A 25,526-nucleotide genomic window follows, 5' to 3' on the forward strand; every position below is an offset into this window, starting at 1 on the left:
ATCACTTGCAACCTTCTCTTGAAGATCGCCCCGAAGCATTTCGTCCCGGGTGAGCCGCCCATTCTACATCCCTTTGGCCTTCCGTCAACACCCAAAATTTGGAACGTTGCGGCGAGTTTTTAGGGGAACCTTCGAAAAAGGGCTGTCCGTCGAAGGGGGTGGAATCATAGCGCCGGTCTCAGTCCCTGTGAAGGGGTAAAAACGCCCTATCGCACCAAATCATCCGCCGAGCTCACCTAGAGTCAGCAAATAGCCCGACTGGCCGAGCCCGATCCCCGGCCATGTAAAAGGCGAGTGCATGCCTATGGGCGCGCGGATCTATCCGATCGGCGCGCCCATCCAGTTCAAATCGGCTATTTAAGTGCCGGAACCACCCGGAGAAGCGGAACTGCAACCAAGCGGGATGGCTGCGGCCACGTTCGATTTCTGTGCATCGAATGAAGCGCCCGCCTGTCTTACCGGCTCGTGGGCCTGAACAAGGCCCACGCGATAGGGAATCAGGGCCTCGGGACGCAGCTGTTCCAGCGCGTCCCAGTCGTCTTCAAAGGGTATGAATTGCTGCATGGCCGCTCCTCGGGGATCAGGATTCGCACGAGGATCATTCCAACAGGGGAAACGGCCTGGGCGCTGGCGAAATCGGGCGATTTGCAGGCAGCGCGCGGCGAATCAGTCGATTTCGACCATCTCGAAGTCGTCTTTGGTGGCGCCGCAATCCGGGCACGTCCAGGTATCGGGCACGTCGCTCCAGCGGGTACCGGGCTCGATGCCTTCCTCGGGCAAGCCCAAGGCCTCGTCATAGATGAAGCCACAAACCACGCACATCCATTTGCGCAGGGTGGTATCGGTGGAAACTTGGTTCATGTGTACGTCGCCAGATCGGAGTGAATAGTGCATTCTCGCAACTCCTCCGCCGATGCGAAAGTCGGCCAAACCCATCTTTGTCTGCGAATTCATGACTTCCCTCCTCTTTCCGGGCCGAGGCCTTTACGTCATCACAGACGGCCCACGACCCGATCTCATGGAAGCCGTAAATCAGGCCCTCGCCGGCGGTGCGCGATTAGTGCAGTACCGCGACAAGACGCATGAGCCGAAACGACGCCACGCCGAAGCCAGCACTCTGCTCGCGCTATGCCGCGAACACGCAGTGCCATTGATCATCAATGACGATATCGCGCTCGCGCACGCCATCGACGCAGACGGCGTACATCTGGGCGAAGCAGACGACAGCATCGCCAAAGCACGTACTGCGCTGGGCCCGGATGCCATCGTTGGCGTGTCGTGTTACGACTCGCTCGAACGCGCACAAGAAGCGGCGCGACATGGCGCGAGCTATATCGCTTTCGGCGCTTTTTTCGCTTCACCGACGAAGCCTCGCGCGCGACGTGCCAGCATCGATCTGCTGCGACACAGCGCCACGCTAGGCATCCCCAGAGTAGCGATCGGCGGTATCACGCCCGACAATGGCGAAGATCTCGTTGCTGCAGGCGCCGACTATCTGGCGGTGATTTCCGCTGTATTCGGCACCACCGACATTCGCGCAGCCGCGCAACGCTTCACCCAACTTTATTCTTCCGATCGAGCCGTTTCTCCATGACGAACCACGAACTGTTCCAGCGCGCCCTGCAACTGATGCCCGGTGGCGTGAACTCCCCCGTACGCGCATTCAAATCGGTAGGCGGCGAACCGTTCTTCACCGCACGCGCCGATGGCGCTTATTTGTGGGACGTGGAAGGTAAGCGCTATATCGACTACGTCGGTTCGTGGGGACCGATGATCGTGGGTCACAACCACCCGAAAGTGCGCGAAGCGGTGGAACGCGCCGTGCGCGATGGATTGTCCTTCGGCACGCCCTGCCCTGCCGAAGTCACCATGGCTGAAGCCATCGTGCGACTGGTGCCGTCGATTGATATGGTGCGCATGGTCAACTCGGGCACCGAGGCGACGATGTCGGCGATCCGTCTCGCACGCGGCGCGACCGGCCGCAGCAAGATCGTGAAATTCGAGGGTTGCTATCACGGCCACGGCGACAGCTTTCTTGTAAAAGCCGGCTCCGGTGCCCTGACATTCGGCGTGCCTACTTCTCCGGGCGTACCCAAGGCCAATGCCGACCTCACCCTCACTCTGCCCTACAACGACCTTGCCGCGGCGGAAGCATTGTTCGCAGAACACGGCGCCGACATCGCCGGACTCATCATCGAACCTGTCGCCGGCAACATGAACTGCATTCCGCCGAAGGTAGGCTATTTGCAGGCGCTGCGCGATCTGTGCACGCGCCATGGTGCCGTGCTGATCTTCGATGAAGTCATGACAGGCTTCCGCGTCGCGCTCGGCGGCGCACAAGCACACTACAGCGTGAAGCCCGACCTCACCACCTTCGGCAAAATCATCGGTGGCGGCATGCCGGTGGGCGCCTACGGCGGCCGTCGCGACCTGATGGAGCAAATCGCTCCCGCCGGCCCGATCTACCAGGCCGGTACTTTGAGCGGCAATCCCGTGGCGATGGCAGCGGGGCTGGCCATGCTGGAGTTGATACAGGCACCGGGTTTCTACGATACGCTGGCCGCACGCACGCGCCTGCTCACCGATGGCCTGCAGGCGGTGGCCGATGGCGAAGGTGTCCCCTTTAGCACCAACCGGGTGGGCGGCATGTTCGGACTGTTCTTCACGCGCGACAAAGTGGAAAGCTACGCACAGGCCACCGCGGCTGACGTTGCGCTGTTCAACCGGTTCTTCCACGGCATGCTCGAACGCGGCGTGTATCTCGCACCCAGCGCGTTCGAAGCGGGTTTTCTGTCGTCGGCGCACAGCGATGACGACATCGCCGCGACATTCGACGCCGCGCGCATAGCCATGCGCGCGGCACGCACCGGCTGACGGCCATGCCCACGCGCCCGCCATTCGCCGACGAACTCGGCCCCGCAACGCAAACGGGATGGCGGGCGCGCTGGTTCCATATCATCTTCGGGCATGAAGATGCCGCGGGGCGTCGTTTCGATGTCCTGCTGATCATCGCCATTCTCGGCAGTATCGCCGTCGCCGTGTTCGATACCGTGGCGGAAGCCCACGCACGCTATGGCGCCATCTTCTATGCGCTGGAGTGGCTGTTCACGCTGGCCTTCACGCTGGAGTACATCACGCGCATCGCGGTGGTCGATCGCCCGTGGCGATACATACGAAGCTTCTACGGCATCGTCGACGTACTCGCGGTGGTGCCAACCTGGATCAGCCTGGTGGCAGTGGGAAGCCAGTACCTGCTGGTCGTGCGTGCGCTGCGCATCCTGCGGATTTTCCGAATACTCAAACTCACTCGCTACGTAGGCGAGGCCGACCTCTTGTGGCTGACGCTGGTGAGGGCGCGCCGGAAGGTACTGATCTTCTTCAGCACTATTCTTACGCTGGTGTTGATCTTCGGCGCGCTGATGTATTTGATCGAAGGGCCCGAGGATGGCTTCACCTCGATCCCCACGTCGATGTACTGGGCCATCGTGACGATGACCACCGTGGGATTCGGCGATATCACGCCGAAAACCACGCTTGGAAAATTGCTTACGTCGCTGATCATCCTGATCGGCTACAGCATCATCGCCGTTCCCACCGGCATCTTCACGGCAGAATTGGCGGCCGGCATGCGCGCCAAGCGCAAATATGCGTCATGCACGCATTGCGGCCAAGCCGACCACGATGGCGATGCCGTTTACTGTCGCATCTGCGGCGCGGCTTTACCTGCCAAGAACGATTGACGCCGCAGGAGCCGAAGCTCACCAGGTCCCGGTGTTAGGCATCGACGCCCAGGGTTCGCGCGGCGGCAGGCGACCGTCCTGCAGCAGCTCGATGGAAATGCGATCCGGCGAACGCACGAACGCCATGTGACCGTCGCGCGGCGGACGGTGAATGGTGTAACCCATCGACTGCAGGTGCTCGCACAGGGCGTAGATGTCCTCGACGCGGAACGCCAGATGGCCGAAGTTTCGCGCCGAACCGTAATCCTCGTCCGAACCCCAGTTATGCGTCAGCTCGACTTCCACTTCGGGATTATCAGGTGCCGCCAGATAAATCAGCGTGTACTTGCCTTCGGGCACATCCATGCGACGCACCTGCTTAAGGCCAAGTCCGTCGCAGTAAAAACGCAGCGAAGCATCGAGGTCGTGCACACGAACCATGCTGTGCAGATATTTCATCGAGATATTCCAGTTGCCATGACTTCGGTAAACATCCTTATCGTCCGACGAATGCCGTCAGTGCGGCGCGAAGGCGCGCCAGGCCGTCGTCGAGTTCTTTGTCGGAGATATTAAGCGGCGGCACGAAACGCAGCACATCCGGACCCGCCTGCAGAACCAGCAGACCATGCGCAGCGGCGTGATCGAGAATCTCACCAGCCTTGCCACGATAGGACTCAGCCAGTACGGCACCCAGCATCAGACCACGCCCGCGCACCTCGGAAAACACACCCAGCTCCGTTCCCAACGCGGCGAGCGCATCACGCAGCTTTTCCGATTGGCGCTGCACGTTCCCAAGCAGCGCCGACGAAGACAATTTGCGCAGCGCGACGCGCGCAACCGCCGCCGCCATCGGATTACCGCCGAATGTCGTGCCGTGAGCGCCGAACTGCATGACCTGGGCAACTTTCGGTCCGGCCAGCATCGCACCAATCGGAAAACCGCAACCGAGCGCTTTTGCCAACGTCACGATGTCTGGCGTCACGTCATCCTGCACGTGCGCGAACAACGTTCCCGTACGCCCCATGCCGCATTGAATCTCATCCAACACCAGCAACGCACCGTGCGAATCGCAGAGTTCGCGCACGCGCTTGAGAAAGCCCGGCGCAGCAGGCAGCACGCCACCCTCACCCTGCACCGGCTCCAACATCACTGCAGCGACCTCGCTTTTTGCGAATGCATGCTCCAACGCGGCAACATCATTGAAGTCGAGATAACGAAAGCCTCCCGGCAGCGGCTCATAACCTTCCTGGTACTTCGGTTGCGCCGTAGCGGTCACGGTCGCCAGCGTCCGCCCATGAAACGAACCACGGAACGTGACGATCACACGCTGTTCGGGCGACCGGCCCTGCGACGCGGCCCATTTGCGCACCAGCTTGATGGCCGCTTCATTTGCCTCGGCGCCGGAGTTGCAAAGAAACACGCGCTCGGCAAAACCCGACGCCTGCACCAGTTCCTGTGCCAGGTGCAACGGCGGCTCGGAATAAAACACGTTGCTGGTATGCCAGAGCTTGCCTGCTTGCTCGGTCAACGCGGCAAGCAGATCGGCATCCTGATGCCCGAGCGCATTGACAGCGATGCCTGCGCCGAAATCAATGTAATCGCGGCTCTCCGTGTCCCACACGCGCGCACCTTTGCCGTGATCGAGCACCAGATCGCGCGGTTTGTACACCGGCAGCCAATAGCGTTTGCCGAGATCGACGAGAGATTGCACCGAGAACTCCTGCATTGAATACGTGCACCGCTTCTGACGCGACCGCCGTGGCCGTGCCGTCAGAAGGGAACCGGGGGATAAGCAACATCCTAGCCATCGTGGTCTTAGCGCGCCAGCCGAACCCAACATACGCCGGCGTTGTCCACCGCAACGTGACCTGTAACAAGCATGTTACACCTGCTGAAAACCGCGCCACGGCAAGGCTGGAGAGAGCACCAGGCGCCCGCATCCTGTAACAGCATGTAACAACGACCTCCACGCCATGTGGACGAACTATTCACGCCACACCGCAGTTTTGCTGGGTTTTCAGGCGATGGCACGGTGTTTGCCCTTCATTCATCAGGGACTTGAAGGGGAAACTCGCCCATGGACAGCTCGCACCCATCTGTGAACAGCCAGGCATGCCGTTGCGCATTCCTCGCGGGAGCATTCGTTCTCGCACTCATTCCTGTTGTCTCCTTTGCCGATGGCGCGCGCGTGGCCCAGAAGGCCAAACCGGGCGAGATAGTCCTGATCCGCAACGTGGCCGCACGTCCTGCGGATCGTCCGCCGACGGCGCCGGGCTTGGCGCTGATGGTGAGCGCATCGCCCAATCCGCAACTTGCCAATGGAATGAACGGGTCCACCGGATCGGGCGAGATTACCGATGCGGAAATCGCCGATCTGAATGCCGGTCCCACCGCGGGAGGCGCGGCGCCCGGACAGACCAACGTACAACGCTCGCTCAACGCAGCGCTCGGCACCAATTCAGGAGGAAACAGTGCCGGCGCCGTCAGCAATAACGGCGTAAGCAATCTGGTAAGCGGCGCCACCGGCGGAGCCGGCGCAGGTGCTGCGGTTGCAGACAGCACGCGCGGCATCGGTGATCAAGTCACCGGCGCGATGTCGCAGATTCCGATGCTGGGCGCGGGTCACTGAGGCGCGCCATGATGCCGATTCTTCGCCATCTCGCGCTTTGCGCGGCAGTTTCCTTCGCCGCCATCGCACCAAATACATCCGTCTTCGCACAAACCGCGAATGCGGACAGCTATGCGTCGATGCTGAGTTATCTGGACAGCAACACCATCGGCGGCAATGCCCTGTCCGGCACGCAAGGCATCAGCTCCGTCAACACGGCATCGGGCGATGCGAATGCGCAGGCCAATATCCATGCTTTCGCGTTGGGGAGCCAGAACCAGACATTGATCCTGGCGCGACAGCGCACACGCTTCAACGCACCCAATGTTCCACTCGATGCCACCGCCATGATCGGCGGTCACGCCTACGACAACGGGCAAGGCATCGCATCGATCAACCAGGTCAGCGGCAACGGCAACACCCAGCTCAACGGTGTGACCGGAACGCTGACACCACAAGGCATACGCGAGGCGACGGACGGCACCCTGTCGGCCACTGTCTCTGCGTCGGCAGGGGGGCAATCATCGTCGAATCCACAACATGCACAGGCCGGCGGCACGCGGAGCGTGGGAGTCGATCCGTCCGCAATGGAAGGATTCAACGGTGTGATGCAACTCAACCAGGTCGCGGGATCCGGCAACGCCTCGGACAACTTGCTTTTGTTGTCGGCGCCTGCCTCCTCGCATTAATCATCCGCAACATCCAGTCAAGAGAGAAGACACCATGAACGCAAATCTGAGAAGGACTTTGATTGCATTGGCTGTGGTAGGCGCATTCGGCGCGTCGGTTGCTTATGCTCACGATGACGGCGGAAACAGCAGCAGCGTGAAGATCAGCAAGAAAGTTTCGCTGCGCTCCGACATCAACATCAACGGCGACCCCAGGGTCAGCGGCCAGATCGACATCAACGCCGCGGCCGTGGCGCTGTCCAACACCACCCAGACCTCGGCATGGAACACCGTCGGCAATCATCATGACGTAGCCAACACGTCCGACATCTCGGGCAATGTGGGCGAGAACGCATCGGGCAACGTGGGCGTCAACCAGGCATCCGGTGACTACAACGCTCAAGGCAACAGCGCTGCTATCGCGGCAGCCGGAAGCTCCACCAGCGATACCAGCTTTACGTTCGACTGCCAACACGGCGGCGGCTGCGGCAACAACGGCGGCGGTAGCGATCCGAATGCCGGCGGCATGGCAGATGCCGAAACGTTCACGAGCCAGTCTGTCCATCAGGACCGGACGTGGAACCACGGCACGACCAACTCGTCGAACATCAGCGGCAATGCCTTCGACAATGCATCGGGCAACGTGGGTGTGAACCAGGCCTCGGGCGACAACAACGAGCAGAGCAACTCGCTCGCCGCCGCCACCACGTCGAACAACGTGTATGCGCTGGCCACCTCGACGCTCGACCAGGAAATCACTGGTAACAGCGTGAGCAACGATCCAGGCACGCTCGGCTGGTGCAGCTATCCGCAGGCCACGACCAACACCAGCGTCCTGAAGGGCAATGTCGCTGCCAACTTCAGCGGCAACCTGGGTATCAACCAGGCCGCGGGTACCGGCAACGCGCAGAGCAACAGCCTGTCCATGGCGGTCGCCAACCCGTAATAAGGGGAGGGAGTGGAGGAATGCGCCGTCGCAAGACGGCAATGAGGGCGGTAACCCGGCGACATGCCGCCGGGCACCATGTGGAAGCCCCCTGCCCGTCCCCTGCGGGCAGGGGGTCTTCCCTTCGATGGATGCGGGGATAGGGACGTGCGATTAGCCGGTTTACACATCGCTGGCCTGCTCGGGCTCGCCACGGCGTGCTGGAGCATGCATGCACTCGCGGGCGACGTGAGTTTCGCCAACGTGCTGCCCAATGGCGCGCAATACGAAACGCGCGTCACCAGCATGCAGGAACTGCGTTTCGCCAACATCGTCCGCCAGCACACCGATTACAGCTGCGGCGCGGCCGCGCTCGCGACGATCCTGCGCTACGCGTATCACCTCGATGTCGACGAATACACCGTCATCGACGGCATGCTCGGCCAGGCCGATCCGACGCTGGTCAAGGAACGCGGCTTTTCCATGCTCGACATCAAGCACTACGTGGAATCGTTAGGCATGCGCGGACGCGGCTATCGCGTCGACACGGCACGCCTGCACACATTGCGCGTACCCGTGATCGTGCTGATGGACGTGCGCGGCTATCGCCACTTCGTCGTGCTCAAGCAGGTGCATGGCGATCATGTAGAACTCGCCGATCCGATCCTCGGCAACCGCACCATGATGCTCGACGATTTCATGAAAGCCTGGCCCTCGCATGTCCTTTTTGTCGTGATTGGGAGCGATTTCGACCGCAGCACCGTACTTCTTCAGCCGGTCGACAAGCCCAGTGCACGGAGCCTCTTCGAGCGCCAAGGTGGCGCTATCACCGACGCCGAACTATTGGATTTCGGCTTCACCCATGCCGATCTGTTCTGAGGGCTTGGCCATGTATAAGCGTTCATTGATTTTCACCGCACTCGCGCTGGCAATGGCGTGCAGATGCGCCCCCCTGCTCGCCAACGAAATGCCGACAAGCGAAACCACGGATCAACACCTCGCACCCGGCATCAACGAAGTGGGCGACGACGAACTGGCCACCATGCGCGGCCGCTATACCGCCGGCGACAACACGGTTGTCTGGTTCGGCGTGGAGATGGTTTCCACCTGGCAAACCAACACGGGGCAGACGCTGCAGAGCGCGATGACCGTGAGCATGAACTTCAGCAAGAACCCCAATCGTCCGCAGGTAACGTTCGTTCCGACCGTCACGATCACCACCTCCGACGCACCTTTGCCGACCTCCGTAACGCCTTCCACGATCAATCGCAGCGTGCAGAGTGGCGGCGTCGCAAACGTGGGCGGCCTGACACAAAGCGTGCAGCTCGCCGGCGACAACAATGCCGCAACCAACGTTGCCAGCTTGAATATTCAGAACGGCGGTAGCGCACCGTCGTCAAGCAATAGCTCCACTAGCAGCAGCACGTCGACGACAACGCCGAACACTTCGCCGCCTTCATCCAGCGCCAGTGTCGCAGTGAACAGCCCGACGGCCAATACCAGCTCATCTACCACAACCGTGGCTTCGAACAATTCGAGCAATGCCGGCAGCACCAACAACGTTGCCTCGAACAACTCGAGCAATGCCAGCAATACCAACAACGTCGCCTCGAGCAATTCGAACAATACCAGCAATACCAACAGCATCGCCTCGAACAATTCGAACAGCGCGAGCAGCACCAACAACGCTGCTTCTGCGGGCAACAGTACAACCACCACGCCGTCGACAATCACCACCAACACAGGCGTAAGCACGCCAACCGGCCGAACGGCCACGGCCGGCAATGCGACGGCATCGTCGACCTACTCGAACAACAGTGCCGAAGTCTCCCTGTCGGTAACCGGACAGGGCAACGTGTCGCAGTGGATTCATGCTGGCAACCTGGGCCAGACGATCGCATTGACCACCGACAACCAGGTCGTAACAAACCAGATGATCGTGAGTCTCGTGACGCAGTCGATCGCTTCGACCACGTCGCAAGTCGCGCACAGCCTGGCGCAGTCCATGAACTTGTCCCACACCATCGGCCACTGAGCGCGCGCCCTAGCCCAGCGCACGCTCACTACATGCAGGGGATACCACTATGCGCAAGACACTTTTGGCCACTGCGGTGGCATGCAGTTGGATTTCCGGTTTCGCGAGTTTCAGCACGTTCGGCCAGGATGCCCAGTCCACCGCAGCACCGGCCACGAGCGCGCAGAATCAGGCGGACGTGCAGGAGCTCGTCCGCCAGCTGCAGATGCTCAAGGTGAGTTATGCGCAGGAGGTACGCAAGCTGCGCGTGCTCGATGCCCAGGTACAAGCGCTGCAGTCGCGCCTGACCGGAAAGAACGCCACGGCGCCGCTTCCAGCGGAAGCCGTTCCACCTTCGGAAACGGCAAACGCCCCGACCGTGTCGGCGCCGGGTGGCGTGGAAAGCTCGCAGGCAGCGTCGACAACTCAGACAGCACAGACCGCCAGTTCAACCCAGAGCCGCAGTGTCCAGGATGTCCTGGAGCAGGAACAGAACGCGTATTTCAGTCGCAAATTCACCTTTGAAAACGACCTCACCTACAACCATTACGATCGCGCGGAACTGACGCTCAACGGCTTCCTGGCGTTGAATTCGATCTTCCTCGGCAACATCGCCATCGATCGCGTGACGTCCGATTCGCTCACCTACGACATGATCGGACGTTATGCGATCACGCCGCGCCTGAGTTTCAACCTGGATGTTCCGTACGTCGGACGCGCCACGGATTACCAGCAAGGTGGCGCCGGCGGATCGGCAGCCGCCATCGATGAAAAGCAATCCACCGGCAAGGCCATCGGCGACGTCAGTTTCTCCGTCAACTACAAGCTGTTGACGGAGACGCAAAGCCGGCCCGATACCGTGCTGACCTTTGGCATGACCGCTCCCAGCGGCCGCGCGCCGTATGGCATCAAGTGGTACAACGTCGCCAGTTCGCAATTTGAAGAGTTTGCGGTGCCGTCCAGGCAACCCACCGGCAACGGCGTGTGGCAAGCATCACTCGGATCGTCGTTCGTGAAGACCATCGATCCTGCCATCGTGTTCGGCAACGTGGGGTACATCCACTCCTTCATCCGCGGCTTCAACGACATCAACACCGATCCGCAGGTGGTCACGCCAGGCAGCGTCAAGCTGGCGGATGTCTTCTACTTCGGTGCGGGTTTGGCATTTGCGTTCAATGATCGCGCCAGTCTGAGCCTGTCGTTCAGCGACCGCATCAACGGCAAGGATTCCTTGCGCGAAACCGGCGGCTCGTGGACCAAGATCATCGGCAGCCAGGCGAACGCGGCGACGTTGAACCTCGGTTTCACCTATGCGGTGAACGCGCACACGACGATCGTGACCTTGCTTGGCATGGGCATGACACCCGATGCGCCGGACTTCACGCTGACGTTCAAGGTTCCCTACATGTTCTGACGTGCGATGGACAGGCGCAGGCCGATGGCCTGCGCCTCGGCGTCAATGCATGTCTTCCAGCACCAGCTGATGCTTTTTGCAAAGCCGATAGATCGTTACGCGCGACACCTTCAGGCGACGCGCGCATTCGCTGATGTTGAAGCGCGTCTCGCGCAGGCAGGCCACCACGGCATCGCGTTCGGCCGATGTTCGAGTGAGGCCGAGACTGGAATGTCCCGCGCGCATGGTTATCGCATCCTGCAGATCCAGGTCGGCAACGCTGATCTGTGCGCCCTCCGCGACCACCGCGGCACGCTGCACGCGGTTGAGCAGTTCGCGCACGTTGCCTGGCCACGCAAAGTCGCGAAGTGCCTTGCGCGACAGTGCGCTGAAGGTGCGTGCGTTGCAGTCGTGTTGCTTGCGGAATACGTCCAGGAACAGTTGTGCCAGCTGCAGCACATCGTCCTCGCGCTCCCGCAGGGCCGGCATGCGCAGCCGCAGCACGTTGAGCCGGTAGTACAGGTCTTCGCGGAAACGACCCTGGGCGACCGCTTTTTCCAGGTCCACATGGGTGGCTGCCAAAACACGCACATCGAGCTTGATCGATTGCGTGGAACCTACGCGCTCCAGCGTGCCTTCCTGCAGCAACCGCAACAGGCTGATCTGCGCGTCCGGCGGCAGGTCGCCGACTTCATCGAGAAAAACCGTGCCGCCCGCGGCCGCTTCGAAATGGCCGATACGACGCGCATTGGCGCCGGTGAACGAACCGCGTTCGTGACCGAACAATTCCGATTGCACGAGGTTGGCCGGCAGCGCTCCGCAATTGATCGCCGCGAACGGATGATCCCGCCGCGGCGACAATTTGTGTAGCGCGCGCGCTGCGATTTCCTTGCCCGTGCCGGTTTCGCCGGTAATCAGCACCGGCAAATCCACCGGTGCGTATTTGCGCAGGCTGGCAACCACCGCCATCATCGCCGCGCTGGAACCGGTGATACCTGGGACATCGGCATAAGGCACCGGCGCAGGTGCATCGCCCGCCAGTGTGCCGAGCGTCTCAATCAAACGCTGCATGTCGATGGGCGCGGTGAAGAAATCGATGCTCGCGCGAAGAACGCGTTCTACTTCGGGCGCCTGCACAACCGTCTCGGTCGACAGCAAGGCCAACCATGGAAGTCGCGGATGGTCGGCCATCAGCCGCGCCATCTCGCGCAATGCATCGGCATCTGCGTTGCGCAGATCCGCCATCGCTACCACGGTGTCGCCACGTCGGATGCCTACGCCACCTCCCTGCGCGTTCGCATCCGCGACTCGTGTATGCCAACCTGCCTGCGCCAAGCGCGTTCTTTCAGCGCTCGTGGGCTGACCAAACCAAACCACACACCGGATCGACGTGTCGCTCGTCATCGCAACGCCTCCCTCCAGGATTGCTGATCACAGCCCCTGTCACGTCCAAGTCAACAGGTTTCCTGCCCCACCCCAAATAACAAGCACGCGCCACAAAAAAGCGATGCAGTTCACGGAATATACACCCAATTCTATACCGGTGATCACTTTTTGAGCAGATACCTCGCCCGTCCACCGTCCCGGTGGAGAGCGATGCGCGATGGGATCTTACGCGCCGAATGACGGCGCCCTGATGACAGCTCCCGGGAAATTATTGAACTACTTAGTTCAAAAATAAATCCGGCAATAAAGCGCCGCCGGGCTTATAAGCGTAGGCCTCGAAGTCGTGAATGCCGGCCTCGTGCAGGACGTCTTCGTCAATCGCGAAGCGGCCGGTGCACTGCCGAGCGGGTTGAACCAGCAAGGCATGCGCCGCGTCGGCCACGATCTCCGGGCGGCGGCATTGCTCGGGCTTCACGCCATCGATCATGGCGATGGCTGCCGTGGCAATCACCGTTTTCGGCCACAGGGCATTCACGGCGATGCCCATCGGCGCAAACTCCGCGCTCATGCCCAGCACGCAAAGACTCATGCCGTACTTGGCGATGGTGTACGCAGTGTGCGGCGCGAACCACTTCGGATCGAGATTCGGCGGCGGCGACAGCATCAGCACATGCGGATTGCCGGCTTTCTTGAGGTACGGCAGGCACGCCTGCGTAACCATGAACGTGCCCCGCGTATTGACCTGATGCATGAGGTCGAAGCGCTTCATGGGCGTGCCTTCGGTACCCGCCAGCCAGATCGCGCTGGCGTTGTTCACCAGGATGTCGATACCGCCGAAATGCTCCGCCGCCTTCGCCATGGCGGTGTGCACTTCGTCTTCGTCGCGAATGTCGACCTGAAGTGCGAGCGCCTTGCCGCCGGCCGCTTCCACGGCAGCCGCGGCGGTGTGAATGGTTCCGGGCAGCTTGGGATTGGGAACGCCGCTCTTGGCGGCGATCACCACATTGGCGCCGTCGCGCGCGGCGCGCAATCCGATCGCCAGACCGATGCCGCGCGACGCACCGGTGATGAACAGCGTCTTGCCCGCCAGATTGCTCATGTCATCACCCTTTCTGGAAACGCGGAAGGATATCGCGCAACACCGCCAGCCGTTGCAACGGATCGGTCATTTCCAACAGTTGTTGCTGTTCCTCGCCCGCGAGCGGCAGCAGCTCGGCCAGGCGAAAGCCCACCCAGCCGGCATCGTCATACGACGAACGCGGCGCGGCGCGCCATTGCGGCCCCATGGTTTCAATCAGGCGTTCGAGGATGGTCGGCAGCAACGCGAACTCCACCGGCACCTGTTGTGCCCCCTCCGTCGGCCACAGCTCCACGTCGCCGCGCAGCAGCCCATCCGAGCGCACGCGCGTACGCAGTACGCGAAAGCGCTGCCCGCCTTCCGTCGCGATGCCGAGCAGCCCGTCCGCCCGATGACCGAAATCCGTGATGGAGGCCAGCGTTCCCACCGCAGCAGGCCGCGCCGGCGCCCCCACTTCGCTTCCTTCGAGAATCAAACAGATGCCAAACGACGAGCCGGTGCGCGTGCACTCGCGGACGAGGTCCAGGTAGCGCGGTTCGAAGATCCGCAACTGCAGTTGTCCGCCCGGATACAACACGGTATTGAGCGGGAACAGCGGCACTTCGAGACTTGGAAGCTGGGCAGCCATGTGGCCATCTTAACGGACACAAAGCCACTGGACGGCCAGCCTCGGCACACGGCAGAGTGCGTCGAACCATATGACGGAGTACTTCACGGATGACCGCTTCCAACTTGGCCGCCGCACCGTCCGCCTCGATGCCTGCACTCGATCTTGCAGCACCTGCGGTGCTGCAAGTGCGCGGCCTGGAAAAGTCCTTCAAGAAGCGTCAGGTGCTAAAGGGATTGGATTGGAGCGTGCCATCTGGTCGAGTGGTCGGCCTGCTGGGCCGCAACGGCGCAGGCAAGACAACGCTGCTGCGCTGCCTGCTCGGCCTGTCGCCCATCGATGGCGGCAGCATCGAGCTGTTCGGCGACCCCATGCTGGAACCGGGCGGGGATCGCATGCACCGCGTCGGTTTCGTGCCGCAGACGTTCGATCTGTTTCCATGGATGAAAGTGCGTGCGTATCTCGATTTCACCGCCGCGTTCTACGCGCGCTGGGATGCGACGCTGGTCGATCGACTGTTGAACGAGTGGGAGCTCGATGCGAAACAGAAGATCGGCGAACTCTCGCAAGGCCAGCGCCAGAAACTGGCCATCGTGCGCGCCATCGCGCCCGATCCGGATTTGCTGGTGCTCGACGAACCCGTTGCCAGCCTTGACCCGCAGGCGCGTCGCGCCTTCATGGGCGAACTGCTCGCCTTGATGCGCGCGCCCGGCAAGACGGTGATTTTCTCCACGCACATCACGGCGGATCTGGAACGCGCCGATGCGGATATCGCCCTGTTGCGCGACGGTCGCATTCAATTCACCCGGCCACTGGCCGAGCTGCGCGAAAGTCTTCGGCGTGTCGTGTTCACGCGCGCGGAAGGCTGGTCGCACGCCCCTGTCGTGGCGGGTGCGCTGAAGTCGCATGTGCAAGGCGAACAGGCCGTGCTGCTGATTGAAAATCCGCTGCTGGACAGTCTCCATGCCTTCGCCGACCGTGAAAACGCCAGCCTGCGCGTTGAAACGCCGACGCTGGAAGACCTGTTCGTGGAACTGGCATGAACGTCATCCGGCAGTTGTGGATGCAGCTTTTTCGCCGCCTGCCGGTGGTCGTCGTGGTGGCCAATCTCGCGCGAGTCGCCGCGGTGTATTTCGCCTTCCGCACATGGGACGGTTCTCCCAGGATGATGCCGTTGACGGCAACCCTGTTCGGTCTTGCAACGTGGATCTGGCACATTGGCCAAGGCCATCTGTTGCGCGTCCTGTGTATGCCGGAAAGCTTTCTGCTGCCGCAATTCCGGCGCCGCCTGCTGGAGTACGGCGCGGTCGACGGATTGATGTGGGTGCTCGTGCCCACGTTGGTGGCCGCGGCCTTGCATGCGCCTTATCTGCTTCTTGTCGCGTGCGGCTCGCTGCTCCTCGCCTCGCTCGGCCTGACGATGGGCGCGAACCGAACGGCTGGCCTGTATATATGGCCGATCTTCGTTCTGTTCGGCTGGATGCCCAGGCTCTTTCTCGAAATCCTCGAACAGGCCTTGCAATCGCCGCTCACGCCGCTGTTGCTGATAGCTGCCTCGATGTTGCTGCTCCAGCTCAGCATCCGGCCCTTGCTGCGCATCGAAGACCGCGAGCCCGATACCTCGCCGCTCGAAAGCACCAGCCTGGGGCGCACCGCATCGCGCAGCATTCCCGGCGAACTGCGGCGCACGGGTGCTTTCACCCGTCGCATCAGCGCGCTCTTCGACCGCGCATCGCAACGCGCGATGGATCGCGCACTCGCGATGTACGAAAAATATCCCACGTTTACGCGGCGCATGGTGCTGGTGCGCCGCCTGTTGCTGCCTCACGACAATCCCGAAGCCATCGCCTTGCGCATCGCCATGGTGGCCGTGATCGTCGGCTTCTACTTTTTCGCCGTGATGCACCGGCAGCATTTCAATCCGGTGATCATCGGTGGATACGCCATCATGGTGAGCGTGTCGCGGTTTCCGCAATTGAACGCCGGCATGGTGCGCATGCGCCCGAACATGGCCGATCTCTATCTCACGCTGGCGCCGGAAACGCGCTCCGAGTATCAGAAAACCATCTCGGATGCGCTGATCGTGCTGGTGCCGATCAGCATCCTCACCGCACTGATCTACACCGCGTTGGGTGCGGTGCTGGTGCATGCGGACGACCCCTGGCACATGCTGTTTGTCGCAGCGATCGTATCGGCGTCGGCGAGCCTGGCGGCGCTGGCCGTCCATCTGGTAGGGCCGGAAGGCATGACTGGACGAAGACTGGTGAACGCGGTGCTGATCTTCGGCGTGATGGGCGTGTACTGGGGCGGCTACTGGCTGGTCGGCTGGGCCGGTTACGTCATCGGCGGCAGCGTACTGGCCTCGATCACGCTGGGCTTCAGTTTCGGCGCCTGGTTTGCGGCGCAGCGCGAATATCAGCTGCGCTCGCCCTGCTTCGATACACCGATCGGTTAGCGCGATGAATCGCTCAGCGCCGCCACGAAGCGGCGAGGTGCATTCTCGAAACCGCCATTGGACATGAACACGACGTGGTCGCCGGCGTGCGCCTGCGACTTCAGCGACGCGAGCAAGTCATCCACCGTCGGCGCCGTGATGGCGCGACCGTGCAATGCGTCCGTCACGCGCTTGGCGTCCCACGGCAATTCGGGCCGATGCAGGAACACCACGGCATCGGCGTCTGCCAGCGACGGCGCGAGGCCATCGGCATGCGCGCCCAGGCGCATGGAGTTGGAACGCGGTTCCAGCGCAACGAGAATCCGTGCTTTGCCCACCTTGGCGCGCAAGCCGGCCAAGGTCGTGGCGATCGCCGTGGGATGGTGTGCGAAATCGTCGTAGACGCGCACGCCGTCGATATCGCCCACCACTTCCATGCGCCGCTTCACGCTTTCGAAGTTGCCAAAGGCTGGCAGCAATGCGCGCGGATCGGCGCCAGCCGCCGTAGCCGCGGCCAGCGCGGCCAGCGCATTCATCACGCTGTGGTCGCCAAGCAACGACCAACGGATCTCGCCGATCGACTCGCCCTTGTAGTGCACGGCAAAGGCAGAACCATCCGCGGCGATCAGCGTCGCCTGCCAGTCGCCCTTGCCGATGCCGAAAGTTTCCACCGGAGTCCAACAGCCCATTGCCAGCACTTCAGCGAGATAGGCGTCGTGCGCGTTGACGATCAACCGTCCATTGCCTGGCACGGTGCGCACGAGATGATGGAACTGCCGCTGGATCGCGGCGACATCGGGGAAGATGTCCGCGTGGTCGTATTCCAGATTGTTGAGGATCGCTATGCGCGGACGGTAATGCACGAACTTCGAACGCTTGTCGAAGAACGCGCTGTCGTACTCGTCGGCCTCGATGACGAAATGCTTGCCCTGCCCCAGTCGCGCGGAAATGCCGAAGTTGCCGGGTACGCCACCCACGAGGAACCCAGGAGCGAGCCCTGCACTTTCCAACAAATGCGCCAGCAGGCTGGTGGTGGTCGTCTTGCCATGCGTACCGGCGACGGCAAGCACTTCGCGTTCGACCAGCAGGCGTTCGCCCAGCCACTGCGGGCCGGAAACATAGCGCAGCTGCTCGTTGAGCATGTATTCGACCGCGGGATTGCCGCGCACCATCGCATTGCCCACGACCACGAGATCCGGCGCAGGTTGCAGGTGCTCGGCCTTGTAACCTTGCATCAAGCCGATGCCGAGCGCTTCGAGCTGCGTGCTCATCGGCGGATAGACGTTGGCGTCGGAACCTTCCACCGTTTCGCCAAGCTCGCGCGCCAATGCGGCGACGCCGCCCATGAAGGTGCCGCAAATGCCGAGGATGTGCAGACGCATGTAAGACCTGTGTGCGTGTTTCGTGGCGCGCAGAACAACGCGCAAAAACAAACAGGCCGCTTGTGGCGGCCCGTGTCGTCAGCCGTTGGCGGCCGCCGTTTCGCCGGCGAGCGCTCGCTTGACGCGTGCGGTGACATCGTCCAGCTCGCCGACACCATCCACCACTTGCAGCTTGCTGCACCGGACATAGAAATCGGCGACCGGTGCGGTCTGCTCCGCGTAGACCTTCAGGCGATCGCGCACCACCACCGGATCGTCGTCCTTGCGGTGCTCCGCCGCAAAGCGGATCTCGCAACGCTTGATGATCACTTCGTTGGGTACTTCGAGCTTCACCACCGCATCGAGCGGCTGGCCGATCTTGGTGAGCAGGTGATCGAGCGCGTCGGCCTGCGCGAGATTGCGCGGATACCCATCGAGAATGAAACCGGACTTCACGTCCGATTCGGCGAGGCGCTCTTCCAACATGCCGAGCAGGATGTCGTCGGACACCAGTTGGCCCGCATCCATCACGGCCTTGGCCTTCAGACCCAGCGGAGTACCTGCTTTCACCGCCGCGCGCAGCATGTCGCCGGTCGAGATGTGCGGCACACCCAGATCGGCCTTGAGCCGGGCAGCCTGGGTACCCTTGCCCGAGCCGGGCGCACCTAGGAGGACAAGTCGCATAGAACTCCACAAGACCCGCGTTCTGCCGCACACTGCGGCAGTTCCACGGATTCCTCAAATGATACGGCCAAAGTACCGTCTGCGGGGGGTGCCGTCAAACCGCAAAAGGGTAGAAAAGCGGCCAAGTATCTGATCCGCATGCGTTCCGCGACTGAAGTCGTACTGTCATATCTGCCTGGAGAGCATCGATGAAGTCCAAAGCCCGCCCCGCTACCGGTCGCATGCTCTATGCGCAATCCGGCGGTGTCACCGCCGTGATCAATGCCACCGCCGCGGGCGTCATCCAGACAGCGCGTGCGCACGGCGTCAAAGTTTACGCGGCACGCAACGGCATCCTGGGCGCGCTGCGCGAGGAACTGATCGATACCGGCAAGGAAACCGCCGCCGCCATCGAGGCACTGCGCCACACGCCTGGCGGTGCGTTCGGCTCCTGTCGCTACAAGCTCAAATCGCTGGACGCCAATCGCGCCGAGTACGAGCGCCTGATCGATGTGCTGCGCGCGCACGACATCCGCTGGTTCCTCTACAACGGCGGCAACGATTCGGCCGACACCGCGCTGAAGATCTCCCAGCTCGGCAAGGCGATGGGCTACGACATCCGCTGCATCGGCGTACCCAAGACGGTGGACAACGATCTGGCCGTCACCGATTGCTGTCCCGGCTTCGGTTCGGTGGCGAAATACACCGCTGTGTCCACGCTGGAAGCGAGCCTCGACGTCGCGTCGATGGCCGATACATCCACCAAGGTGTTCATCCTGGAAGTGATGGGTCGTCACGCAGGCTGGATCGCCGCGGCATCGGGACTGGCCGGCGAAGGCGAGGATGCGCCGCCGCACATCATCCTGTTCCCGGAGCGCGTGTTCGACGAGGCCGCGTTCATCGCGAAAGTCAAAGCCACGGTGGAGCGTGTGGGCTGGTGCACGGTGGTCGCCTCTGAAGGCATCCGCAACGCCGAAGGCCAGTTCCTTGCCGAAGCCGGCACGCGCGATGCATTCGGTCACACGCAGCTGGGCGGCGTGGCGCCGGTGCTCGCTGCGCTGGTAAAGGAAGAGCTCGGCTACAAGTATCACTGGGCGCTGCCCGATTACCTGCAGCGTTCCGCTCGCCACCTGGCTTCCAAGACCGATGCGGACCAGGCCTACGCCGTGGGCAAGGCGGCAGTGGAATACGCGCTCAAGGACATGAACGCGGTGATGCCGGTGATCGTGCGCTCGTCCGATGCGCCTTATCGCTGGAAGATCGAACCCGCTTCGCTGGACAAGATCGCCAATCGTGAAAAGAAGATGCCGGCGAATTTCCTCACGCGCGACGGTTTCGGCATCACGGCTGCCGCACGTCGCTATCTCGCGCCGCTGATTCAGGGCGAGGCACCGTTGCCGTATGGCCGCGACGGTTTGCCTAAATATGTGCAGATGAAGAACGTCGCCGTCGCCAAACGACTCCCCGAATTCTCCCATTGATCGCGCACTCCCTCCCCTGCTTGCAGGGGAGGGCTGGGGAGGGGTCAAGCAATCTAGCAAGAGCGTTACCCCCTCCCAACCTCCCCCTGCAAGCAGGGGGAAGAGCATCAGCGCGAGCGAATCGTGCGCGAGGAAATCGGTGAAATCCGCGCCGATCCGCTGCGCCGCACAACATTCCGTCACACATCCTCTGCCTATACTCGACCGGAACCGTCCGTCCGGGCGGTCGACACAACTGGAGGGGAGGCACCGATGCTGCAGCAGTATGGCTTGTGGATCGCGTTGGCTTGCGCGGTCGTGGCGATTTTGTACGGGGCGTTTTCCGTGCGTTGGATCCTGGCGAAATCGCCGGGCAACGAACGCATGCAAGAGATTGCCTCGGCTATTCAGGAAGGCGCACGCGCCTACCTCAACCGCCAGTACCGCACGATCGCGCTCGTTGGCGTGGTGCTGCTGGTCATCATCGGATTCGCCTTGGATTGGGGCACGGCGATCGGCTTTGCGATCGGCGCCATCCTCTCGGGGGCGACCGGCTATATCGGCATGAATGTCTCGGTACGCGCCAATGTGCGCACGGCCGAGGCAGCGCGCGGCGGTCTCGCCGCCGCGTTGAACGTTGCGTTCCGCGGTGGCGCGATCACCGGCATGCTGGTGGTGGGCCTCGCTTTGCTCGGCGTGGCGGGCTACTACGGTGCGCTGACTCACTTCGGCTACGACACCGAGCACGCCTTGCACGCGATGGTGGGCCTGGCGTTCGGTTCCTCGCTCATCTCGATCTTCGCGCGCCTGGGCGGCGGCATCTTCACCAAGGGTGCGGATGTGGGCGCCGACCTGGTCGGCAAGGTGGAAGCCGGCATTCCGGAAGACGACCCGCGCAACCCTGCCGTGATCGCGGACAACGTGGGCGACAACGTAGGTGACTGCGCGGGCATGGCCGCGGATCTCTTCGAAACCTACGCGGTGACGCTGATCGCCAGCATGCTGCTGGGCGGCGTGCTCGGCGATCAGGCCGGTTCCAACTCGGTGCTATATCCGTTGTTGCTGGGTGGCGCTTCGATCATCGCCTCGGTGATCGGCACGTTCTTCGTGCGTGCCCGTGGCGGCGCCAAGATCATGAGCGCGCTGTACATGGGCGTGATGGTGTCCGGCGTGCTCGCCGCCATCGCGTTCTGGCCCATCACCACCGCGCTGATGGCCGATGCCACGCTGGGCGTGAAAAACCTCTACGGCAGCGCGCTGATCGGGCTGGTGCTGACGGCGATCATTGTCGTGATCACCGAGTACTACACCGCGACCGAGTACGCACCGGTGCGTCACGTTGCGCAGTCGTCCACGACGGGTCATGCGACCAACATCATCGCCGGCATCGGCGTGTCGATGAAATCCACCGCGTTGCCGGTGTTGGCCGTGTGCGCCGCGATCTGGGGTGCGTTTTCGCTGGCGGGACTCTACGGCATCGCCGTCGCCGCCACGGCGATGCTGTCGATGACGGGCATGATCGTGGCGCTCGATGCCTATGGTCCGATCACCGACAACGCCGGCGGCATCGCCGAGATGGCCGAACTGCCGCCGGAAGTGCGCGGCGTCACCGATCCGCTCGACGCAGTCGGCAACACCACCAAGGCCGTGACGAAGGGTTACGCGATCGGCTCGGCGGGCCTGGCCGCGCTGGTGCTGTTCGCGGACTACACGCACCGCCTTGCGCTCGATCATCCCGGCAAGGTGTTCACGTTCGATCTTTCCGATCATCGCGTGATCGTCGGTCTGCTGATCGGCGGCCTGATTCCATATCTGTTCGGCGCAATGGCGATGGAAGCAGTGGGTCGTGCGGCGGGCGCGGTGGTGGAAGAAGTGCGCCGCCAGTTCCGCGAGATCAAAGGCATCATGGAAGGCACCACCAAGCCCGACTACTCGCGCGCGGTGGACATGCTGACCAAGTCGGCGATCAAGGAAATGATGATTCCATCGTTGCTGCCGGTGCTGATCCCGATCCTGGTCGGCTTCCTGCTCGGTCCTGTCGCGTTGGGCGGTCTGCTGATCGGCACCATCGTCACGGGTTTGTTCGTGGCGATCTCGATGACGACCGGCGGCGGCGCGTGGGACAACGCGAAGAAGTACATCGAGGACGGCAACTTCGGCGGCAAGGGTTCCGATGCGCACAAGGCGGCGGTGACCGGCGATACCGTGGGCGATCCTTACAAGGACACTGCAGGCCCCGCGGTGAACCCGCTGATCAAGATCATCAACATTGTGGCGCTGTTGCTGATTCCGTTGCTCTGATTGTTCCCTGATGGATTCCCCTCGCTCTCATGGCGAGGGGAATCTCACAGCGCGCTTCACCGTTCGTCAGTGTCCATTCGGTACGGCCAGGAATGTCAAACTCACGCCCGACGTCGCATTCAAGGACTGTCCCGTGATGGCACCCTCATCGTTGATGTCATTCGCATAAACCAGCTGATCGCTGTAGCCCGGCGCAACCCGCGTATTGAGATCAACGATGTTGCCGTTCTGCCACAACACGGCGCGACATCCGTTTGCACCGCAGGATTCGCCCACGATCAATCCTTCGTCATTGATGCCCAGCGCTTCGCTGATCGTATCGCCCGGCAACGTACCCAGATCGCGCATGCCGCCACTGGCCGTCCAGATGAATGCATGGGCATTGAAATTTCCGGGATCACCGCCGCCCGGCACGTTGGCGAAACCTACGATCACGCCGCGCTCGTTGATCGCCATCGGCGTATTCCAGGCACCGACACCGAGATTGCCCAGATCCCTCGCTTTGTTGTTCTGCCACACCACGGCATGGATGGCGGAGAAGCGACCGACGGCCTGATCGCAAATGCCCGATATGCCGACAATCTGACCGCGATCGTTGATGGCCGTGGCCGCGCCGGAGGTATCGGTGCCGATCAACGGCAACGCCTGGATGTCGTTATCGTCCGGCCCCCACACGACAGGCTTGAACTGCAACACCTGCGTTGACGTGGGATCGCAAGTGGGATCGTGAATGGTGTTTTCCGCCCATCCCACAATCAAACCAAAATTGTTGGCACCCGTCGCAAAACCATTGTTGCCGCCCAGCGTAGGCAACGCCTGCATATGGCCCCACCGCCACACGAAGCCAACGCAGACATGGCCGGTGGTGGTGGGAAAGAACGCCGAACAACTCCAGTTTTCGCCCAGCGGATCCACCTGGGCCGTTTCGGCAATGCCCACCAGCACGCCGAATTCATTTTTTACCGGCCAGGTGATGCCGCTGTTGGCGCCGCCCAGGGTTCCCAGATCGAACGCCGTGCCGCCCAGCCACAACGCCGCATGCATGCTCTGGTTACCGGCGAGATTGGAAAAACCGCTGACCAAACCGACGTTATTGATGCTGATACCCGCGCTGGACGTACCGCCCAGCGAGCCCAGATTGTGAACCTGGTATTGCGTAGCTGCCGCCACCGGAACCTGCGCTGCCATCAGGCCCGTGACGCACGCAGCCGCTACCATCACGCTCGTTATCCGACGCATGGGATGCTCCTTCATTCAGTTGTAACGACATACAGCCATAAGGACGAACGGTTGTAGCTTGGTCACTCCGGACCAGCAGAAAAAGCACCACTTTTGCGACGCCAGCTAGTCCGGTCCGCGCTATAGTCCGGTTATGCGTCGCTGGGAATTGACGATTGCGCTCGATCCCAAACACGAACTGCCGATCTTCCTGCAGCTCGCGAACGCGATTGCGGACGACATCCGATCCGGACGTCTAAAAGCCGGTGAGCCGCTGCCCGGTACGCGCGAGCTGGCCGAGCAGTTGGCCATCAATCGAAATACTGTCGTCGCAGGTTATGAAGAGTTGGCGGCCGAAGGACTCGTCAACACACGCGTGGGCGGCGGCACGTTCGTTTCCGTGCCGATGCCGACGGTCGCTCACGCGGTGCCGCCCACCGGCGACTCGCCTACTTACGCGCTCTCGGCACCCGAACACACGGCACCGTTCGCCACGGCGCCTAAACCCGGTACGCTGGTCATCGCCAACAGCCTGCCCGACACACGGCTGTTTCCAGCCGCAGCGCTCACGCGTGCGTTTCGTCGCGCCATCGCGCAACGCGGCCACTCGCTGATCGGCTACGCCGATCCATGCGGCCATCGGCGCCTGCGCGAAGAGCTGGCGAACATGCTTGGCAGCACGCGAGGACTCCCCGCCACCGCCGATTGCCTGATGGTGACGCGCAGCCTCGAACAAGGCATCGATCTGGTCGCACGCATGCTGATCAAGCCCGGCGATGTGGTGGCCGTGGAAGCGTTCGGCTATCCGCCTGCCTGGAGCGTATTGCGTCTCGCGGGTGCGCAGCTCGTACCCATGCCGCTCGATGACGATGGGCTGGATGTCGAGGCGCTCGAACGATTGCTGGCGACGCAACGCATCCGCGCGGTGTTCCTCACTCCGCATCATCAATTTCCGACGACTGTCGTCATGTCGCCGTCGCGACGCGCGCGGTTGGCCGACCTTGCGCTGCTGCACGGCTTTGCGATCATCGAAGACGACTACGATCACGAATTCCACTACGCTGGAAAACCGGTCCTGCCGATTGCCGCAGGCCGCGGACGAGCGAATGTCATCTACGTGGGATCGCTATCCAACTTGCTTGCACCGGGCATCGGAACCGGTTTCGTCCTTGCCCCGCCTGCGGTGTTCGAATCTCTCGCGTCGCTGCGCGCCGCCAGCGATGCACGCAGCGACGTGGCGATGGAATGCGCGATTGCCGAATTGTTCGAAGATGGCGAACTGCTTCGCCACGTACGCCGCATGCGGCGCACCTATGAAGCGCGCCGCGATGTCCTGGCCGACGCATTGCATCGCCATCTCGGCAGCGCATTGCACTTTCGCGTTCCAGACGGCGGCCTGGGACTGTGGGCGCATGTCGATGAAGCCATCGACCTTGCCGCCTGGGCTCATGAAAGCGAACGCGAAGGCGTGCAGTTCTACGAAGCCAGCCGCTACGACTTCCATCAGCGCAAGCAGCCTTACCTGCGCCTGGGTTTCAGCTACCTCAACGAAACCGAACTCGATGAAGCCGTGCGGCGCATGGCGCTGGCCCTGAATCGCCTGATCGGCCAGCGCACCTCCAGACCGTTAAAAGCGGGGCAAGTCCTGCGGAATCGCGTTTGACCCACATCCGCCTCTGACCTTCTCCACT

General features: G+C 62.2%; 24 protein-coding genes. 14 read left to right on the forward strand and 10 right to left on the reverse strand.

Features of this window, described 5'->3' with window-relative positions; translation table 11 throughout:
- Positions 1-357: 357 nt before the first annotated feature.
- The gene (locus DWU99_RS18645) at positions 358-564 is read right to left on the reverse strand and encodes a hypothetical protein (protein ID WP_115479603.1); all 207 of its coding nucleotides are present in this window, start codon (positions 562-564) and stop codon (positions 358-360) included.
- 102 nt (positions 565-666) lie between these two features.
- Positions 667-861, reverse strand: coding sequence for a rubredoxin (locus DWU99_RS18650; protein WP_115479604.1), 195 nt, complete (start codon positions 859-861; stop codon positions 667-669).
- Positions 862-952: 91 nt separating this feature from the next.
- Here DWU99_RS18650 and thiE point away from each other — a divergent pair, with 91 nt between their 5' ends.
- From thiE to DWU99_RS18665, 3 genes are read left to right on the forward strand one after another with little or no spacing between them, the layout of a single operon-like run.
- Positions 953-1,594, forward strand: coding sequence for a thiamine phosphate synthase (gene thiE, locus DWU99_RS18655; RefSeq protein WP_115479717.1), 642 nt, complete (start codon positions 953-955; stop codon positions 1,592-1,594).
- On the forward strand, positions 1,591-2,874 hold the full coding sequence (gene hemL, locus DWU99_RS18660; protein ID WP_115479605.1) for a glutamate-1-semialdehyde 2,1-aminomutase: 1,284 nt from the start codon (positions 1,591-1,593) through the stop codon (positions 2,872-2,874). Before thiE ends, hemL begins: the two co-directional genes overlap by 4 nt.
- Positions 2,875-2,879: 5 nt before the next feature.
- Complete coding sequence (locus tag DWU99_RS18665; RefSeq protein WP_115479606.1) at positions 2,880-3,740, forward strand: ion transporter; 861 nt, start codon at positions 2,880-2,882, stop codon at positions 3,738-3,740.
- 18 nt (positions 3,741-3,758) lie between these two features.
- Here DWU99_RS18665 and DWU99_RS18670 read toward each other — a convergent pair whose 3' ends face one another.
- Complete coding sequence (locus DWU99_RS18670) at positions 3,759-4,178, reverse strand: VOC family protein (protein WP_115479607.1); 420 nt, start codon at positions 4,176-4,178, stop codon at positions 3,759-3,761.
- Positions 4,179-4,215: 37 nt separating this feature from the next.
- On the reverse strand, positions 4,216-5,445 hold the full coding sequence (locus DWU99_RS18675; protein ID WP_115479608.1) for an acetylornithine transaminase: 1,230 nt from the start codon (positions 5,443-5,445) through the stop codon (positions 4,216-4,218).
- 351 nt (positions 5,446-5,796) lie between these two features.
- Here DWU99_RS18675 and DWU99_RS18680 point away from each other — a divergent pair, with 351 nt between their 5' ends.
- The 6 genes from DWU99_RS18680 to DWU99_RS18705 all read left to right on the forward strand — a co-directional run bounded on the left by DWU99_RS18680 (position 5,797) and on the right by DWU99_RS18705 (position 11,348).
- A complete protein-coding gene (locus DWU99_RS18680) occupies positions 5,797-6,348 on the forward strand; it encodes a hypothetical protein (RefSeq protein ID WP_115479609.1) in 552 nt (183 codons plus the stop codon).
- An 8-nt stretch (positions 6,349-6,356) separates the two neighbouring features.
- Positions 6,357-7,016: a hypothetical protein gene (locus DWU99_RS18685; protein ID WP_233511214.1), complete on the forward strand. Its 660-nt coding sequence runs from the start codon at positions 6,357-6,359 to the stop codon at positions 7,014-7,016.
- A gap of 34 nt (positions 7,017-7,050) precedes the next feature.
- On the forward strand, positions 7,051-7,941 hold the full coding sequence (locus tag DWU99_RS18690; protein ID WP_147292974.1) for a hypothetical protein: 891 nt from the start codon (positions 7,051-7,053) through the stop codon (positions 7,939-7,941).
- A gap of 207 nt (positions 7,942-8,148) precedes the next feature.
- A complete protein-coding gene (locus tag DWU99_RS18695; RefSeq protein ID WP_233511219.1) occupies positions 8,149-8,799 on the forward strand; it encodes a C39 family peptidase in 651 nt (216 codons plus the stop codon).
- A 10-nt stretch (positions 8,800-8,809) separates the two neighbouring features.
- Complete coding sequence (locus tag DWU99_RS18700) at positions 8,810-9,955, forward strand: hypothetical protein (RefSeq protein WP_115479611.1); 1,146 nt, start codon at positions 8,810-8,812, stop codon at positions 9,953-9,955.
- Between the two features lie 49 nt (positions 9,956-10,004).
- Positions 10,005-11,348: a hypothetical protein gene (locus DWU99_RS18705; protein ID WP_233511215.1), complete on the forward strand. Its 1,344-nt coding sequence runs from the start codon at positions 10,005-10,007 to the stop codon at positions 11,346-11,348.
- 42 nt (positions 11,349-11,390) lie between these two features.
- On the opposite strand, the gene DWU99_RS18710 is transcribed toward DWU99_RS18705, so the two are convergent.
- The 3 genes from DWU99_RS18710 to DWU99_RS18720 form a co-directional block, all read right to left on the reverse strand.
- Positions 11,391-12,731 carry a sigma-54 dependent transcriptional regulator gene (locus DWU99_RS18710; protein ID WP_115479612.1) on the reverse strand — a complete coding sequence of 447 codons (1,341 nt, stop codon included), beginning with the start codon at positions 12,729-12,731 and terminating at the stop codon, positions 11,391-11,393.
- 262 nt (positions 12,732-12,993) lie between these two features.
- A complete protein-coding gene (locus DWU99_RS18715; RefSeq protein ID WP_115479613.1) occupies positions 12,994-13,812 on the reverse strand; it encodes an SDR family oxidoreductase in 819 nt (272 codons plus the stop codon).
- Between the two features lie 4 nt (positions 13,813-13,816).
- The gene (locus tag DWU99_RS18720; protein WP_115479614.1) at positions 13,817-14,419 is read right to left on the reverse strand and encodes an LON peptidase substrate-binding domain-containing protein; all 603 of its coding nucleotides are present in this window, start codon (positions 14,417-14,419) and stop codon (positions 13,817-13,819) included.
- 89 nt (positions 14,420-14,508) lie between these two features.
- On the opposite strand from DWU99_RS18720, the gene DWU99_RS18725 reads away from it, so the two are divergent.
- Positions 14,509-15,441: an ABC transporter ATP-binding protein gene (locus DWU99_RS18725; protein ID WP_115479615.1), complete on the forward strand. Its 933-nt coding sequence runs from the start codon at positions 14,509-14,511 to the stop codon at positions 15,439-15,441.
- Positions 15,438-16,853: a hypothetical protein gene (locus DWU99_RS18730; RefSeq protein ID WP_115479616.1), complete on the forward strand. Its 1,416-nt coding sequence runs from the start codon at positions 15,438-15,440 to the stop codon at positions 16,851-16,853. The genes DWU99_RS18725 and DWU99_RS18730 overlap by 4 nt, the downstream gene beginning before the upstream one ends.
- Here the strand turns inward: DWU99_RS18730 and mpl are convergent.
- Both mpl and DWU99_RS18740 read right to left on the reverse strand, forming a co-directional pair.
- Positions 16,850-18,214, reverse strand: a complete 1,365-nt coding sequence (gene mpl, locus DWU99_RS18735; RefSeq protein WP_115479617.1) for a UDP-N-acetylmuramate:L-alanyl-gamma-D-glutamyl-meso-diaminopimelate ligase — start codon at positions 18,212-18,214, stop codon at positions 16,850-16,852. The genes DWU99_RS18730 and mpl overlap by 4 nt on opposite strands.
- Positions 18,215-18,292: 78 nt before the next feature.
- Complete coding sequence (locus tag DWU99_RS18740) at positions 18,293-18,877, reverse strand: adenylate kinase (protein ID WP_115479618.1); 585 nt, start codon at positions 18,875-18,877, stop codon at positions 18,293-18,295.
- Positions 18,878-19,065: 188 nt separating this feature from the next.
- Here DWU99_RS18740 and DWU99_RS18745 point away from each other — a divergent pair, with 188 nt between their 5' ends.
- Positions 19,066-20,337, forward strand: a complete 1,272-nt coding sequence (locus DWU99_RS18745; RefSeq protein WP_115479619.1) for a 6-phosphofructokinase — start codon at positions 19,066-19,068, stop codon at positions 20,335-20,337.
- Positions 20,338-20,589: 252 nt separating this feature from the next.
- Positions 20,590-22,617, forward strand: a complete 2,028-nt coding sequence (locus DWU99_RS18750) for a sodium-translocating pyrophosphatase (RefSeq protein ID WP_115479620.1) — start codon at positions 20,590-20,592, stop codon at positions 22,615-22,617.
- A gap of 66 nt (positions 22,618-22,683) precedes the next feature.
- Here DWU99_RS18750 and DWU99_RS18755 read toward each other — a convergent pair whose 3' ends face one another.
- Positions 22,684-23,856, reverse strand: a complete 1,173-nt coding sequence (locus tag DWU99_RS18755; RefSeq protein ID WP_158543360.1) for a hypothetical protein — start codon at positions 23,854-23,856, stop codon at positions 22,684-22,686.
- 133 nt (positions 23,857-23,989) lie between these two features.
- Here DWU99_RS18755 and pdxR point away from each other — a divergent pair, with 133 nt between their 5' ends.
- Entirely contained in the window at positions 23,990-25,498 is a 1,509-nt protein-coding gene (pdxR, locus tag DWU99_RS18760; protein WP_115479622.1) for a MocR-like pyridoxine biosynthesis transcription factor PdxR, read from the forward strand.
- Positions 25,499-25,526 lie beyond the last annotated feature (28 nt).

The organism is Dyella psychrodurans, assembly GCF_003363265.1.
In the GTDB taxonomy this organism is placed as follows: domain Bacteria; phylum Pseudomonadota; class Gammaproteobacteria; order Xanthomonadales; family Rhodanobacteraceae; genus Dyella_B; species Dyella_B psychrodurans.